18 protein-coding genes and 1 pseudogene are annotated in these 14,085 nt (G+C 64.7%); 8 read left to right on the forward strand and 11 right to left on the reverse strand.

The features are described 5' to 3' along the window. The 4 genes from V5279_RS22035 (at nucleotide 1) to queA (ending at nucleotide 2,650) form a co-directional block, all read left to right on the forward strand. Nucleotides 1-564, forward strand: a complete 564-nt coding sequence (locus tag V5279_RS22035) for a peptidylprolyl isomerase (protein WP_338700941.1) — start codon at nucleotides 1-3, stop codon at nucleotides 562-564. 6 nt (nucleotides 565-570) lie between these two features. Beyond that, a complete protein-coding gene (locus V5279_RS22040) occupies nucleotides 571-1,011 on the forward strand; it encodes a TonB C-terminal domain-containing protein (RefSeq protein ID WP_166295737.1) in 441 nt (146 codons plus the stop codon). Continuing rightward, nucleotides 987-1,451, forward strand: a complete 465-nt coding sequence (locus V5279_RS22045; RefSeq protein WP_016846097.1) for a peptidylprolyl isomerase — start codon at nucleotides 987-989, stop codon at nucleotides 1,449-1,451. The genes V5279_RS22040 and V5279_RS22045 overlap by 25 nt, the downstream gene beginning before the upstream one ends. Before the next feature lie 116 nt (nucleotides 1,452-1,567). Beyond that, entirely contained in the window at nucleotides 1,568-2,650 is a 1,083-nt protein-coding gene (queA, locus tag V5279_RS22050; protein ID WP_338700946.1) for a tRNA preQ1(34) S-adenosylmethionine ribosyltransferase-isomerase QueA, read from the forward strand. Between the two features lie 80 nt (nucleotides 2,651-2,730). Here queA and V5279_RS22055 read toward each other — a convergent pair whose 3' ends face one another. The 6 genes and pseudogenes from V5279_RS22055 to V5279_RS22080 all read right to left on the reverse strand — a co-directional run bounded on the left by V5279_RS22055 (nucleotide 2,731) and on the right by V5279_RS22080 (nucleotide 7,734). Further along, nucleotides 2,731-3,054, reverse strand: a complete 324-nt coding sequence (locus V5279_RS22055; RefSeq protein WP_338701929.1) for a hypothetical protein — start codon at nucleotides 3,052-3,054, stop codon at nucleotides 2,731-2,733. Between the two features lie 73 nt (nucleotides 3,055-3,127). Then, nucleotides 3,128-3,469, reverse strand: a pseudogene (locus tag V5279_RS22060) (tautomerase family protein); the annotation flags it as partial. A 6-nt stretch (nucleotides 3,470-3,475) separates the two neighbouring features. Continuing rightward, a complete protein-coding gene (locus tag V5279_RS22065; protein ID WP_338700947.1) occupies nucleotides 3,476-4,513 on the reverse strand; it encodes an aspartate-semialdehyde dehydrogenase in 1,038 nt (345 codons plus the stop codon). Between the two features lie 267 nt (nucleotides 4,514-4,780). Further along, nucleotides 4,781-5,383, reverse strand: coding sequence for a PepSY domain-containing protein (locus V5279_RS22070; RefSeq protein WP_338700949.1), 603 nt, complete (start codon nucleotides 5,381-5,383; stop codon nucleotides 4,781-4,783). Nucleotides 5,384-5,686: 303 nt separating this feature from the next. Continuing rightward, nucleotides 5,687-6,460, reverse strand: coding sequence for a TetR/AcrR family transcriptional regulator (locus V5279_RS22075; protein WP_166295726.1), 774 nt, complete (start codon nucleotides 6,458-6,460; stop codon nucleotides 5,687-5,689). Between the two features lie 95 nt (nucleotides 6,461-6,555). Beyond that, nucleotides 6,556-7,734 carry a patatin-like phospholipase family protein gene (locus V5279_RS22080; protein ID WP_224741602.1) on the reverse strand — a complete coding sequence of 393 codons (1,179 nt, stop codon included), beginning with the start codon at nucleotides 7,732-7,734 and terminating at the stop codon, nucleotides 6,556-6,558. A gap of 204 nt (nucleotides 7,735-7,938) precedes the next feature. Between V5279_RS22080 and tgt the strand changes: the two genes are divergently transcribed. Further along, nucleotides 7,939-9,072: a tRNA guanosine(34) transglycosylase Tgt gene (tgt, locus tag V5279_RS22085; RefSeq protein ID WP_166295723.1), complete on the forward strand. Its 1,134-nt coding sequence runs from the start codon at nucleotides 7,939-7,941 to the stop codon at nucleotides 9,070-9,072. A gap of 9 nt (nucleotides 9,073-9,081) precedes the next feature. Here the strand turns inward: tgt and V5279_RS22090 are convergent, their stop codons facing one another. Beyond that, nucleotides 9,082-9,297, reverse strand: a complete 216-nt coding sequence (locus V5279_RS22090; protein ID WP_029082628.1) for a hypothetical protein — start codon at nucleotides 9,295-9,297, stop codon at nucleotides 9,082-9,084. Nucleotides 9,298-9,525: 228 nt separating this feature from the next. Here V5279_RS22090 and cysK point away from each other — a divergent pair, with 228 nt between their 5' ends. Then, nucleotides 9,526-10,500, forward strand: coding sequence for a cysteine synthase A (gene cysK / locus V5279_RS22095; protein WP_166295720.1), 975 nt, complete (start codon nucleotides 9,526-9,528; stop codon nucleotides 10,498-10,500). An 18-nt stretch (nucleotides 10,501-10,518) separates the two neighbouring features. After that, nucleotides 10,519-10,758 carry a BrnA antitoxin family protein gene (locus V5279_RS22100; protein ID WP_029082626.1) on the forward strand — a complete coding sequence of 80 codons (240 nt, stop codon included), beginning with the start codon at nucleotides 10,519-10,521 and terminating at the stop codon, nucleotides 10,756-10,758. A 79-nt stretch (nucleotides 10,759-10,837) separates the two neighbouring features. Here the strand turns inward: V5279_RS22100 and V5279_RS22105 are convergent, their stop codons facing one another. Continuing rightward, nucleotides 10,838-11,713 carry a DMT family transporter gene (locus V5279_RS22105; protein ID WP_166295718.1) on the reverse strand — a complete coding sequence of 292 codons (876 nt, stop codon included), beginning with the start codon at nucleotides 11,711-11,713 and terminating at the stop codon, nucleotides 10,838-10,840. A 117-nt stretch (nucleotides 11,714-11,830) separates the two neighbouring features. Here V5279_RS22105 and V5279_RS22110 point away from each other — a divergent pair, with 117 nt between their 5' ends. Next, nucleotides 11,831-12,202, forward strand: coding sequence for a RidA family protein (locus V5279_RS22110; RefSeq protein WP_338700956.1), 372 nt, complete (start codon nucleotides 11,831-11,833; stop codon nucleotides 12,200-12,202). 200 nt (nucleotides 12,203-12,402) lie between these two features. Here the strand turns inward: V5279_RS22110 and V5279_RS22115 are convergent, their stop codons facing one another. The 3 genes from V5279_RS22115 to V5279_RS22125 form a co-directional block, all read right to left on the reverse strand. Then, nucleotides 12,403-12,780, reverse strand: a complete 378-nt coding sequence (locus tag V5279_RS22115) for a hypothetical protein (RefSeq protein ID WP_414645956.1) — start codon at nucleotides 12,778-12,780, stop codon at nucleotides 12,403-12,405. Nucleotides 12,781-12,901: 121 nt separating this feature from the next. Further along, complete coding sequence (locus V5279_RS22120) at nucleotides 12,902-13,261, reverse strand: hypothetical protein (protein ID WP_084518554.1); 360 nt, start codon at nucleotides 13,259-13,261, stop codon at nucleotides 12,902-12,904. 194 nt (nucleotides 13,262-13,455) lie between these two features. Further along, entirely contained in the window at nucleotides 13,456-14,055 is a 600-nt protein-coding gene (locus V5279_RS22125; protein WP_029082622.1) for a formyltransferase family protein, read from the reverse strand. Nucleotides 14,056-14,085: the final 30 nt, after the last annotated feature.

Below are 14,085 nucleotides of genomic sequence, written 5' to 3' on the forward strand. Positions count from 1 at the left end.
ATGATCCGCATTCTTGCATTCGTTGCCGCGCTGCTTTGCGTCGTGCCCGCGGTCGCGCAACCGCTGCCCGCCGGTCTCGACAAGGCCAATGCGATCGTGATCGACACCACCAAGGGCCGCATCGTCATTAAGCTGCGCACCGACATCGCGCCGAAGCATGCCGAGCGCATCAAGCAGCTCGCGCGCGAGGGCTTCTACGACAACGTGCCGTTCCATCGGGTGATGGACGGCTTCATGGCGCAGACCGGCGACGGCCAGAATTTCAACGGCACCGGCGGCTCGAAATATCCGAACCTGAAGCAGGAGTTCTCGCAGGTTCCGTTCAAGCGCGGCATCGTCGGCATGGCCCGGCGCGGCGATAGCGTCGACAGCGCCAATTCGCAGTTCTTCATCATGTTCGCCGACGGCTCGAGCCTCAACGGCCAGTACACCGTGATCGGCGAGGTGGTGTCGGGCATGGACGTGGTCGACAAGCTGAAGAAGGCGCCTGCGGGCTCGCCCAGCGGCAGCGTCACCGATCCCGACAAGATGGTGAAGGTGCAGGTCGCATCCGACGTGAAGTGATCCGCGATGGCGGCGCGCAGCAGACCACTTGCCTGGTTCGCCGCGCCGCTCGCGGTGTGGCTCGCGCTGCCCGGGTCGGTGGCGGCCGAGCCGGAGCAACTCAATACGATCAAGGATGTGGTGCTGGCCATCCACCGCTGCTGGCGGCCGCCGCCGGCGGACAAGGCCGGCCCGATCGACATTACCGTCATTGTCAGCTTCAACCGCGAGGGCGCGATCCTCGGACATCCGAGGATCAGCTATGAATCGCAGGAAGCCACCGACAATGACCGGATCGCATACCGGGTCGCGGTGATGGAGGCGTTGCAACGCTGCACGCCGTTGCCATTTACCGAGAGTCTGGGCGGCGCGGTGGCTGGCCGTCCGTTCGCGATCCCGTTCAGGAACAAGAAATATCCACCCCGAAGCCAGGAGAAGCGAGCATGGCTGCTACCGAAAATACTCTGATCCTCGAAACCACCCAGGGCCCGGTCACCATCGAGATGCGCCCGGATCTCGCGCCAGGCCACGTTGCGCGGATCAAGGAGCTGGTGCGCGAGGGCTTTTACGACGGCATCGTGTTCCACCGCGTGATCGACGGCTTCATGGCGCAGACCGGCTGTCCGCAGGGCACCGGCATGGGCGGTTCCGGCAAGAAGCTGAAGGCCGAGTTCAACAAGGAGCCGCATGTCCGCGGCACCGCCTCGATGGCCCGCGCCGCCAATCCGGATTCCGGCGACAGCCAGTTCTTCATCTGCTTCGACGACGCCTCCTTCCTCAACGGCCAGTACACGGTCTGGGGCAAGGTCACCGAGGGCATGGAGAATGTCGACAAGATCAAGCGCGGCGAGCCGGTGAAGGATCCGGACAAGATCGTCAAGGCGCGCATGGCCGCCGACGCGGCTTGACCTAAGACACTCCGTCATTCCGGAGGCCGCGTCTTGCGCGGCCATCCGGAATCTCGAGATTCCGGGTTCACGCTTCGCGTGCCCCGGAATGACGCCCGATGAGGCGCCGCGAGACAATGCGCACCGATCTCTTCGACTTCGAACTCCCGTCGGAAAACATCGCGCTCCGCCCCGCGAGCCCGCGTGATGCTGCGCGGATGCTGGTGGTGCATCCCGACGGCGTGCTGCGCGACGCGACCATCGCCGACCTGCCGCATTGGCTGGAGCCGGGCGATCAGATCGTCGTCAACGACACCAAGGTGATCGCGGCCCAGCTCAAGGGCCGCCGCATCGGGCGCGAGACCGAGCCGAAGATCGAGGCGACGCTGATCAAGCGGCTCGATGGCTCGCGCTGGCAGGCGCTGGTGAAGCCGGCGAAGAAGCTCAGCCCCGGCGACACCATCCGCTTCGGCAATGAGGGCAAGGTCTGCCTGCTCGGCCATCTCGATGCGACCGTCGAGGCAAAGGGGCAGGAAGGCGAGGTGACGCTGTCATTCTCGTTCCATGGCCCCGCGCTCGACCAGGCCATTGCAGATGTCGGCGTCACGCCGCTGCCGCCCTACATCGCCTCCAAGCGCACGCCCGACGACCAGGACGTCAGCGACTACCAGACCATGTTCGCCGCCAATGAAGGCGCGGTCGCAGCGCCGACGGCGGGGCTGCATTTTACGTCGGCGCTGCAGGCCGCACTGAAGAGCCGCGGCGTCGACCTGCATCAGCTCACGCTGCATGTCGGGGCAGGGACGTTCCTGCCGGTCAAGGTGGACGAAACCTCCGAGCACAAGATGCATGCCGAATGGGGCTGCATCACCGCCGAGACCGCCGCCGCGCTGAACGCCGCGCGCGCCAGAGGCGGCCGGATCGTCGCGATCGGCACCACGTCGCTGCGGCTTCTGGAAAGCGCTGCCAATGCCGACGGCACGCTCCAGCCGTTTGCGGCCGAGACCTCGATCTTCATCACGCCGGGCTACCGCTTCCGCGCGGTCGATATGCTGCTGACAAACTTCCATCTGCCGCGCTCGACGCTGTTCATGCTGGTCTCGGCCTTCTCAGGCCTCGAGACGATGCAGCGCGCCTACGCGCACGCGATCAGGGACGGCTACCGGTTTTATTCATACGGCGATGCCTGTTTGTTGTTCCGCGACAAGCAGGACCGGTAAACCCCAGGATGGGCGAGGTCCGCCCATCACGGCTCTGGTGTCCCGGAGAAGAGCCGGACAGATGCCCGGCTCCTTCAGCGTCAGGTGAACGTGAACATGCTCGCACTGAGCTGCGAGGGGCCCACGCCGATCAGCCAGGCCGCGTTGCCGGCGGCATCGGTGATGATGGTCGTGTTGATGCCCGGCGAGTAGAACGAGGCGGCCTGCACGTCGGCAAATGAGTGCAGCGACGTGCCGGCAAAATTCAGCAGGTCGTCGACGCCACCCGCATTGAAGTCCTCGATCACCATGACCTCGGGAGCGGCATCGGTGATCACAAAAGTATCCGAACCGCCGCTGCCCCAGGCATAATCCACGCCGCCGCCACCGTTGATGACATCGTTGCCAAAGCCCATCAGGAACACGTCGACGCCGCTGCAAGCCCCAATTGTCGGGTGGAATCTCGATCAGAACGGTCTTGATCTCATTCGCGGGCACTCCGAGGGCGGAGAGGTTCGCCACCACGGCGCTGTAGAGGGCTTTCTTGGCCTGCAGCGATCGTCCGGAAAACAGGAAAATCTCGATGCGTGTGTAGCGCTCCGATCGGCCCGCTGGAACGATCCGGGCGGCGTCATCATGGAGGTCGAGCACGACATCGCGGTCGTAGTCAGGGATTTTCAGCGCCGCGAGCAGAGCGTACTGGACGGCTCCAATCACCTGGGCCTCGATGCCGTGGGCCCAAATGCCGGTCGTGATCCGAGTGCTTGGCATGATACGTCCTGCTCTTGCTTGTTGGGTTGAGGGTGGGCGCGGCGCTGGCGCGCCTTGCCCACCCTCCATTATCGCTCACGCCATCGCGCGTTCGGGCAAGAGCTCGGCGATCTGCACCGCGTTCAGCGCGGCGCCCTTGAGCAGCTGATCGGCCGCGACGAACATCGAGATCGAGTGGCCAGAAGGATCGCTCAGATCCTTGCGGATGCGGCCCACCAGCACGTCGTCCTGGCCGGAGGCGTCGATCGGCATCGGGAAGTAGTTCTTGGCGCGATCGTCGACGATCTTGACGCCCGGCGCCTGCGCCATGATCGCGCGGACCTGGTCCTCGGAGATCGGCTTCTCGCATTCGAAGGTGATCGCCTCGCAATGCGCGCGCAGCACCGGCACCCGCACGCAGGTCACGCCGATCGCGATCTTGTCGTCCTCGAAGATCTTGCGGGTCTCCTTGATGACCTTGGTCTCTTCGTCGTTGTAGCCGGTCTCGGGGTCAACAGCCGTATTGTGGTTGAACAGGTTGAAGGCGTAGGGGTGCGGCATCACCTTCGGCGTGTAGACCTGTCCGTTGAGACTGGCGCGGGTCGATTCGACGAGCTCTTCCATTGCAGCAGCACCGGCGCCGCTCGCGGCCTGATAGGTCGAGATGATCACGCGCTTGATGCGGTTCTTCTGGTGGATCGGCCATAGCGGCACCAGCGCGGTGATGGCGGCGCAGTTCGGGTTGGCGATGATGCCCTTGTGGTCGCGGATGCGGTTGGCGTTGATCTCGGGGATCACCAGCGGCACGTTCGGATCCATCCGGAACGCCGAGGAATTGTCGACCACGACCGCACCGGACTTCACTGCCAGCGGCGCGAACTTCTTCGAGATGCCGCTGCCGGCCGAGAACAGCGCGATGTCGACACCCTCGAAGGCGCGCTCGGTCAGCTCCTCGATCACGACCGGCTTGCCGCGGAACGCGACGGTCTTGCCGGCCGAGCGGGCGCTCGCCAGCGCCTTCAGCTTGCCGACGCGGAAGCCGCGCTTGTCCATGGTGGCGATGAATTCGGCTCCGACTGCGCCGGTGACGCCGACAATCGCGACGACGGGATCGTTACTCACTTTGTCCTCCATTCGGGGTTTGAGCGTGATCTTGTCGGAAAACCGGTTTCCACTTTTCCGGATCAGGCTGTGCTGCAGACAACAAAAAGCCCCGGACCTTCATCAGGCGGGGCTTCGGGTAGAGATGATGCGGTTCGACCGACTACGCGCGCACGCCTCCCGAGGCCCCGGAGGGCTTGGTGGTTTTGGTGGTGCGTTTGGTCGCGGTGATCATGGTTCGGACTTATGCGGCAGAGACCGGCGTCCGTCAACGGCTTTTGGGCGAAAATCTGGCAGGCCTCACCGTCGCCGTGCGCCGGGCGGCTCGAGGATCACCTCTTTCAGATCGCTGCCGGCGAGCACCACGATCACGAAATTCAGCTTGCCGCGCTCGCGCATCAGGCCGCCGCTGATCGCCTTTCCCGAGGTCGAGCGTTCGGCGACGCGCACCGCATCCGACAGACGGTGCCGGAGCGCCTTGAGCACGACGAGGTTGCCGCGGTCCTCAGCGCCCAGCGACGTCAGCGGCGAGGCGGCCTCGCCACCCACCACTTCACCGGTCGCAGCGTCGATGGCGTGGTGCCAGATGCGGTCCTGCTGCATGGTCTTTACCCGGTAGACCGCGGGAAGCGATGCGCCGTCAAAGCTGATGTCGGCGGTGATCGCACCGGAGTGCAGCGCTTCCGCAATCGCCATCGCCTTGCGCAACGAGATCTGGGCGGCCTGGAAGCTGTCGAGCTCGCGGCGAACCGCATGCACGTCGAGCGCGTTGTCATTGTCACGCGGGGTGAGGGCCGCGGCAGCCGAACTCGTGATCGCATGGGCCGGCGCCGCGAAGGGCAGGGCCAGCAGCGCGGTTGCAAGCAGCCGCGTTCCCAATGCCAAATACCTCAATGCGCGCAATCGTCCTGTCCTCATCGTCGAACCTGTATCGAACTTTGCGCGTTGCCCGCGCTTGCAGCGGCCGGGCGGGCCGAGAAAGGTGCGGCCGACCCCGGTTAGTCAGAGGTCGGCCGCCGAACGTTCAGACAGAGCGATGGCGGCAGCCCCGTCGTGACGGTCGAAGTTACAAGTCGGCGCCAAAACCCTTGGGGGGCTGATCCGGATTCTGCGCCTCGTTGCAACTAAACAATACGGTTTCGTTCTGTTTCGTTCAAGGCTCATCACGGCAACGTGTAAGACGATGCAATGATCCTATAAAAACTGTCAGCGGGCCGGCCGGCGGCGCCCCTTTGCTACCTCTTTGGCCGCCTCCTTGGCGGCCTCGCGCAGCCGATCCTGCGGCCCGACGGCGCCCGCAAGGAACAGCCGGATCGAGACCTCCATCCGCGTCTCGGCGGTCTTCATGTCGATCGGGATCCCGAAGGTTGCCATCCGATGGGTGTGGCCGACCACCATGTTGAGGAAGGTCTCGGCCGCGATCGTGGTATCCTCGAGATCGAGGGCGCCCTTGTCGACCAAGTGCTCGAAGAAATCCGCCGTCGTGGAAACCGCTTTCGACCAGCCCTCGTCGACGGCAAGTTTGGCGACCTCGGGGAAGTTGATCGCCTGCGCGGTCAGGATCCGGCTGAAGGCGATGGAGTCCGCGCTGCAATTCAGCACCAGCAACTGGCGGCCGAGATCGATCAGCCGCTCCTCGACCAAACCATCGCAATTGCCGTCGCCCTGCATTTCGGCAGCCGCGGCGGCGAGTGGGGCAAGCCAGCGGGCAATTTCGCGCCGTAGCACCGCGGCGAACAGGCCGCGCTTGTCGCCATACTGTCCATAGACGGTAGGCTTGCTGACGCGGGCGGCCTCGGCCACCGCATCGATCGACGTCGCATCAAAGCCACGCTCGAGGAACAGGCGGGTGGCAACCTCGATCAGCCGCTGGTCGCGCTCGATCGCGGCATCCCGGGTCGGCCGGCCGCCGCGTGACTTGATCACGCCGCGTTTGGCCGGCTGTTTGGCGCCCTTGGCCTTGGTTGCGGTCAATCCCATTGCCCATTCATCTCGTTGTGCGTCGGACGGGTCTGTCCGGTCTATAACCCGCGCGGTACGGATTCGTCCATTCGGTGGTACCGGAGGCGGGCCGCTCATGGCGGCGTCGCGGTCCAGGCGTACCCCGCGGCGGCCTTCTCGTATCCGTACTGATACAGCGCGCGCATATAGGCCGTATCGAAGCCTTGCGTCTCCGGCGCCGGATAATCGCGCTCGATATAGGACAAATGGAAGCCGAGGCGGTTGCGCTGGGCGAAATCATAGGTCGAGAGGATCACGGAGCGGGTTTGCGCCTGTGTGATCGCCGAAATGCTGCGGGAGGCGACGTCGATCGTGGAGTTCGACACCAGCTCGAAGTTTCCCTCGAGCTTCTTGTTGACCAGGATGTAGATGTTCATCCGGCTATTGGCCGGCCAGCTGCGCTCCCGGAACAGGAGTGCGTCCGGCAGCGTCAGCACCGGTGCCGTCACGCCGCCATCGACATGCATCTCCTGGAAGCGTTTTCCCTGGCCCTCGGCATCGATCATGATCGGCGGAAACACCAGCGGGATGCTGGCGGAGGCGGCCATCACGTCACGAAACAGCTGCAGCGCCTCGGGCGTTCCCACAGTGGCGATCCGCCCCATGTCCCAGATCACCGTGCGCTGGGTGTCGAGATCGGTGGTGACGATCAGGAGCTTTCGGCCCTTGGCGTTTTCGCGCGCCACCTCGCTCAGGATGTCCTGGCCGACGTAGCGCGCCACCAGCTCGCGCAGCCGCTTGTTGCCGAACAGGCCGGAGCTGAACAGCACCCGCATCAGGCTCGGGTCCTGCAGCAGGCTCTCCGCGATGCCTGAGGTGTAGACCTCCTTCAGCGTGTCATCGTAGCGCGGGCCAAGGAACGCAAAGGGCGCAATGAGTCCGCCGGTGCTGACGCCGGAGACGACCGAGAAGGCCGGGCGATTGCCGGCCGCGGTCCAGCCGTTGAGGACACCCACGCCGTAGGCGCCGTCGGCGCCACCGCCGGAGAGGGCGAGATAGGTCTTGATCGGGGCGACGTCGCTCTTGTCGAGCCGGAATTTGGACGCAGGCTCGTCGGCGTAGCGGCGCAGCCCGTCGAGATCGAGCACCCGTGAATTGACGGCGTCGGCCGCCGTGTAGGGCGTCCGCGGCAGCGAGCTGCAGGCCGCCAGCGCGAAGGCGAGGCCGCACAGCAGAGCGGCATGCCGGATCGCGCCGGCAGCCGTCGTGCGAGGGCGGATGCCCCGAGGCCGGGCGCTAGGGTGTGAAAACATCTCTGCCAGTCACGTCTCTGCGTGGATTGCGGCACGGCGGGAAGCCCTGCCTCATTATCGACATAAAACGATACGGTTTCGTTTTGTTTAACGTGGTGGCTGGCCGAAGCAAGCGTCGATCCGGGTGCCGGCGTTCACGAAGTCGGGCGAGAGGCGTTATCCGACGGGTTGATCGGGCGTCAGTGACACGCAATAAGCAGCCGCATGAATCTTCCCAATCAGTTCGAGCTATTGGCAACCGACGGCGCTGCCCGCACCGGGCGCCTGACCACGCCGCATGGCCTGGTGCGAACGCCCGCGTTCATGCCGGTCGGCACGGCCGGCGCGATGAAGGGCATGCATTGGCGCGAGGTGCGCGATGCCGGCGCCGATATCGTGCTCGGCAACACCTATCATCTGATGCTGCGGCCGGGTGCCGAGCGGATCGCCGGGCTTGGCGGCCTGCAGCGCTTCACCGGCTGGGGCGGTCCGATGCTGACGGACTCCGGCGGCTTCCAGGTCATGTCGCTCTCGGAGCTGCGCAAGGTGACCGAGAAGGCCGTGACCTTCCGCTCGCATATCGATGGCGCCAAGGTCGAGCTGTCGCCGGAGCGCTCGATCGAGGTGCAGCTTCTGCTCGGCTCCGACATCGCGATGCAGATGGACGAATGCGTGCGGCTGCCCGCCGAGCGCGCCGACATCGAGCGGGCGATGCAGCTGTCGCTGCGCTGGGCCGAACGCTCCAAGCGCGCATTCGAGGCGGCGCCTGACGGCTACATGCTGTTCGGCATCGTGCAGGGCGGCGATGTCCCTGATCTCAGGCACGCCAGCGCGCGCGGGCTCACCGATATCGGCTTTCACGGCTATGCGATCGGCGGGCTGGCGGTCGGCGAGCCGCAGGCGGTGATGTTGTCGATGATCGAGGAGACCGCGCCGGCGCTGTCGGCCGATCGGCCGCGTTATCTGATGGGCGTCGGCACGCCGGAGGACATTCTCGAGGCGGTAGCGCGCGGCGTCGACATGTTCGACTGTGTGATGCCGACACGGAACGGGCGCCACGGCATGGCGTTCACCCGCTTCGGCCAGATCAACCTGCGCAATGCCCGGCACGTCGACGATCCGCGCCCGCTCGATGAAGAGAGCCCGTGGCCGGCGGCACGCAGCTATTCGCGCGCCTATCTGCACCATCTGGTGCGTGCGGGCGAAACGCTTGGGGCAATGCTGCTGTCCGAAATCAACGTCGCCTATTACCAGGAGCTGATGCAGGGCATCCGTGACGCGGTCACAAACGGCACATTTGAGACGTTCAGAACGAAAACGCGCGCCGGTTGGGCGCGCGGGGACATCGCTCCGAGGTGAGCTGTGTGATCAGTTGCACACGATCGGTTTGACCGTGTGCTTGGTGACGAACCCGTAACCACAGGTGTCGCAGGTCCAGAGATAGCTGATCAAATTGTCTTGGAGGTACGCGGACGCTTCTGCCGCGATCATGGAGTCCGCACACACCGGACAGGTCGGCAAATCGCTGCCGCGCGGATCGGGCCTGGACGCTGCGGTCGACAGAACTTCAGCGAGAGCTGGCATGTGACCTCCTTTGCGTTCTGAGCTGCACCTGACGAAAGTATATAGACGCACTTGTTTGACCTTGTCGCAACACAAATGCGTAGGTTTTACGTTATTTGCGCAGGTTCTCATTTTTGCGATGCAACGAATTTGTGCCTCGGCGGTTTCTCACTTGCGCGTCATGATGCGCTGCTTCTAATGAGAGAAGACCGCATATTCCCAGCATATCCCGCAACAGGAGCCGCCTGAATGGACGCGCCGTCGACAACGAGTGCAGTGCAACCCGGACGCGGCCGCGTCTTCGACTCCATCGTCGATGCGATCGGCTCGACCCCGATCGTACGCCTGCGCAGATTGCCGCAGGCGGGTGGCGTCCACGCGACGATCCTCGCCAAGCTGGAATACTTCAATCCGGCGGCCAGCGTGAAGGACCGCATCGGCGCGGCGATGATCGTGGCGATGGAGAAGGCGGGCATCATCAACGCCGACACCGTGCTGATCGAGCCGACCTCAGGCAATACCGGCATTGCGCTCGCCTATGTCGCCGCGTCGCGCGGCTATCGGCTGAAGCTCGTGATGCCGGAATCGATGTCGATCGAGCGGCGGCGCATGCTGGCCTTCCTCGGCGCCGAGATCGTGCTGACGCCGGCCGCGCAGGGCATGAAGGGCTCGATCGCTGCCGCGGAAGAACTGGTGCGCACGACGCCCAACGCGGTGATGCCGCAACAATTCAAGAACCTCGCCAATCCTGAAATCCATCGCCGCACCACCGCCGAGGAGATCTGGAATGATACCGGCGGCGACATCGACTATTTCGTCGCCGGCGTTGGCACCGGCGGCACCATCACCGGGGTCGGGCAGGTGCTGAAGCCCCGCAAGCCGTCCTTGCGGATCGTCGCAGTGGAGCCGGAGGAGAGCCCGGTGCTGTCGGGCGGCCAGCACACGCCGCACAAGATTCAGGGCATCGGCGCGGGTTTCATCCCTGACATCCTCGATCGCTCGGTGATCGACGAGATCGTCAAGATCAACAGCGCGACCGCGATCGAGACCTCGCGCGCGCTGGCGCGCAACGAAGGAATCCCCGGCGGCATTTCCTCGGGGGCCGCGATCGCGGCCGCCTTGCAGATCGGCAAGCGGCCGGAGGCTGCGGGCAAGACTATCCTGGCGATTGTGCCGTCGTTCTCGGAGCGCTATCTCTCGACGGCGTTGTTTGAAGGAATTTGAGACACAGGAATCCAGGATATGGCCGATCAGCCGAGGCGACCGCGAACCCTGAACGATGCCCGCAGCGAGGCCGAGGCGGCGTTCAAGCGCGCCACCACCAAGGTCGCGGACGCGGTGCCAAAGACTGTCGCCGTCCCCGGCGTCCGCGAGCAGGTCACGCTGCGGATCGATCAGGACGTGCTGCAATATTTCCAGGAGGGCGGCCCCGGCTGGCAGGACCGCATCAACGCGGCGCTGCGCAAGGCCGCCGGGAAGTAGCGCACTTCCAAAACAAGCAAGCCCGGGATGGTCCCCGGGCTTGTTGTTATGCGGCGGCCTGCGCGGCGGGCCGCGAGTGTCACCGTGCGCGCGCCAGCGCCGCTGCGCCCGGCTTCAGGTTCAGGAGGTTGCCGGCCAGGATCATGGCCGCGCCGAGCACCGTGTAGGCATCGAGCTGCTCGGCGTAGATCAGCCAGCCGACGATTGCCGTCAGCGGCACGCGGATGAAATCCATCGGGATCACCACGGTTGCGTCCGCGTGGAGCAGGGCGCGCGCCATGCAGTAATGCGAGAACGTGCCGCAGAACGCGATCGCAGCGAGCCAGCCCCAGGTCGAGAGCGGCGGCCAGGTCCAGACATAGAGCGCGGGCCCGATGCTCGCGAGCGATTGCACCACCAGCATCCAGAATAGGATCGTCAGCGTCTGTTCGGTCCGCGTCAGCGACTTGACCACCGCGACCGAGATCCCGAAGCCGACGGCCGCGGCGAGCGCGATCAGCTGGCCCGGATTGATCGCGCCGGTCGCCGGTCGCACGATGACGAACACGCCGACCAGGCCAAGCACGATCGCGACGATCTTCCAGGACGTCATCCGTTCGCCGAGAAAGCTTGCCGCCAGGATCGCGGTCCAGATCGGCATCGTGAACTCGATCGCGACCACCTGGCCGATCGGGATCAGTGTCAGCGCATAGAACCAGCCGAGCTGCGCGCAGAAATGAACCAGGTTGCGCGCGATGTGGACGTGCACGCGTGCGGTCTTCACGATCGCGAACCCGCCGTTCATGTGGATCAGCGGATAGAGCATCACGAAGCCGAGCACGCCGCGAACCGCCATCAGCTGGAACACGTTGACCTCGCGCGTCGCCTCGCGGCCGGCCACCGCCACGATCAGCATGAGCGCGAGCCAACCCGACATCCACAGCGCTGCGCGGGTTTTTGAGGGTGTGCGATCCATGACGGGAAACGAGGTGAGGGGTACCCGGTATCGGCGAGCCGATACGAATTTGCAACGTGCAATTCTGCCGGCGTGGTGATGTGTCGACCACGTGATCTCTGCTAAGCAGCATCGACCATGCTGTCATTCCGGGGCGCACGTGAAACGGGCGAACCCGGAATCTCGAGATTCCGGGTCTGGCTCTACGAGCCATCCCGGAATGACAATCACATCTACGTCCCCGACATGGCAGCCCAGGTCGGCACGGCGCTGAAGCGCATCGTCAGGCTCTTGAGCGAAGCCGGCGCCGGTCCCGAGCACATCGTCCGCCTGACCTGGTACTTGACCAGCCGCAGCGAACACGAGGCCGCGGGCGCCGGCATCGGCGCGGCGTGGAAGGAGACGCTCGGGCGCAATTTCCCGCCGTCCACGCTGCTCTATATCGACGGGCTGGTCGATCAGCGCGCCAAGGTCGAGATCGAGGTCACGGCGTTCGTGCCCGCCGCATAGAGCGTTTTCGAGCGAAGTGGACGCCGGTTCGCGTGAAGAAAACGCGTCAAAAAGGGAATCTAGAGCATTCTCGGTTCTGATCCAATCAGAACCGAGAATGCTCTAGCAACGCCGAGACGCGTGCGACGTCATTGTTGCGCGGCCAGCAAAAAGCCCTCGGGGATGACCCGAGGGCTTTATCTCGTCGGCAGAGCGATCGATTACTTCGACAGCGTGATGTTGGCGCCGCGGAACTGGCTGTCGGGCCTGATGGTGACGGACTGCTTGTTGCCGGAGGTGCGCATCGAGATGTCGGCGTTGAAGCCGGGAGCGCTGGCAACGACCTGGAAGTTGCCGCCGCCGCCGCGACCTCGCAGGTCGCCGCTGACATTGCGGCTGGTCTCGCTCCACGAGCCTCTGACGGCGCTGCCTTCAGCCTGCACGTCGGCAGCCAGGTTGAACTTGTAGGCGTCGCTGGCGCAGGTCAGGCTCATGGTCATGTTCGGGCCGCCGACACGGTAGGTCGCGCGGCAGCGAATCCGCTCGCTGGAGCCGTCGTCGAGCGTGACCGAGCCGCCGCCCGACCAGGTGCCAGCCATGCCGGCGAACGGGCTGGACTGCGCATGGCCTGCGGTGCTGGCCAATGCAGTCACGAAAAACGCGGCGGCTGCAAATGCTGGCCGCCGCGCGCTGGCGAAGAAACTTGATAGGCTGGTGATCTTACTGACGGGACGCTTCCCATCGGCCGCTGCACGGTACGCCAGCTGATGCCCCATTCCACTTCCCCGATCCGGAGTTGCCACTGAGTTGTCCGTTCGCATATGCACCATTGATCGAGACTCGCACAAGTCCCCCGCTGCCCACGGTGCCGGAGATCGCCGCACCCTGCGCCGAGATCTTTCCTTCGACGACATTCACCGTCGAACTGGACGACGGCTCGCAGCTACCGGTCTTCGTGACGACTGTGACGCTCCAGAGGCCGTCATAGGGCTGCTGCGCGGACACGGGAGCAGCGGTGAGGGCAGCAGCCGAAGCGACCGAAGTGACCAAAATCAGGTCGCGAATGCGGATCGAACGCATGAATCAAATCCCTGTAATTTCGTGTGATGACGCGGCTTATCCTGTCACAATGTGTTCAAAATTTGCTGCGTCGCGGGAGCCCCAGAATGTTCCTGTGAACTCAAACACATCATGGTGAATCTGGTTCCGGATCAGGAACGAGAAATTTGCCTACGCGACTCACGAAATGAGGTATCTAAGTGCCTTATTTCGCCTTAGTGCTTGGTACCGCTTAGGTTTGGCGCCTTGGTTGCAAACTGCTCATCCTGCGGCTTGGCCGGCAGCGAGCCGTTGACCTTGCCGTAGTCGATGACCTCGGCGAGCAGACGCAGACCGAGCGGCGCCAGCGCGCGCTCCCACAGTTCGCGGGCGGTCTCGCCTTTCTTGACGAACACCCAGTCCTGCGCCGCGATTGCGCCCGCGTCCATGCGGTCGGCGAGGTGATAGATGCTGCCGCCGGCGATCGGATCGCCTTCCTTGATGGTCCACTCCACCGCCGCGATGCCGCGGTGGCGGGGCAGCAGCGATGGGTGGTACCCGACACCGCCAAGCTTGGCCACGGCAAGCGCCTCCTTGCTGACGCGGGCGTGGCTGTGGGCGGTCACGATCAGATCGGTGCCCGGGGCGATCTCGGCGGCCGTGACCAGCTTGGGGTCGGCCTGAACGACGACCTCGATGCCGGCCGCCCTGGCCGCTGCCGCCAGCCGGTCCTCGCCGTCATGGACGACCACCCTGACGAGCGTGACGTGATGCTCGCGCAGCATGTTCAGGGTCGTCACGCCGAAATGGCGGGAACCGACAAGGGTAATGCGCATGGGATGAATTCCGTGGGGGTTATTCTGGGT

Source organism: Bradyrhizobium sp. 26S5 (assembly GCF_036923295.1).
In the GTDB taxonomy this organism is placed as follows: Bacteria; Pseudomonadota; Alphaproteobacteria; order Rhizobiales; family Xanthobacteraceae; genus Bradyrhizobium; species Bradyrhizobium septentrionale.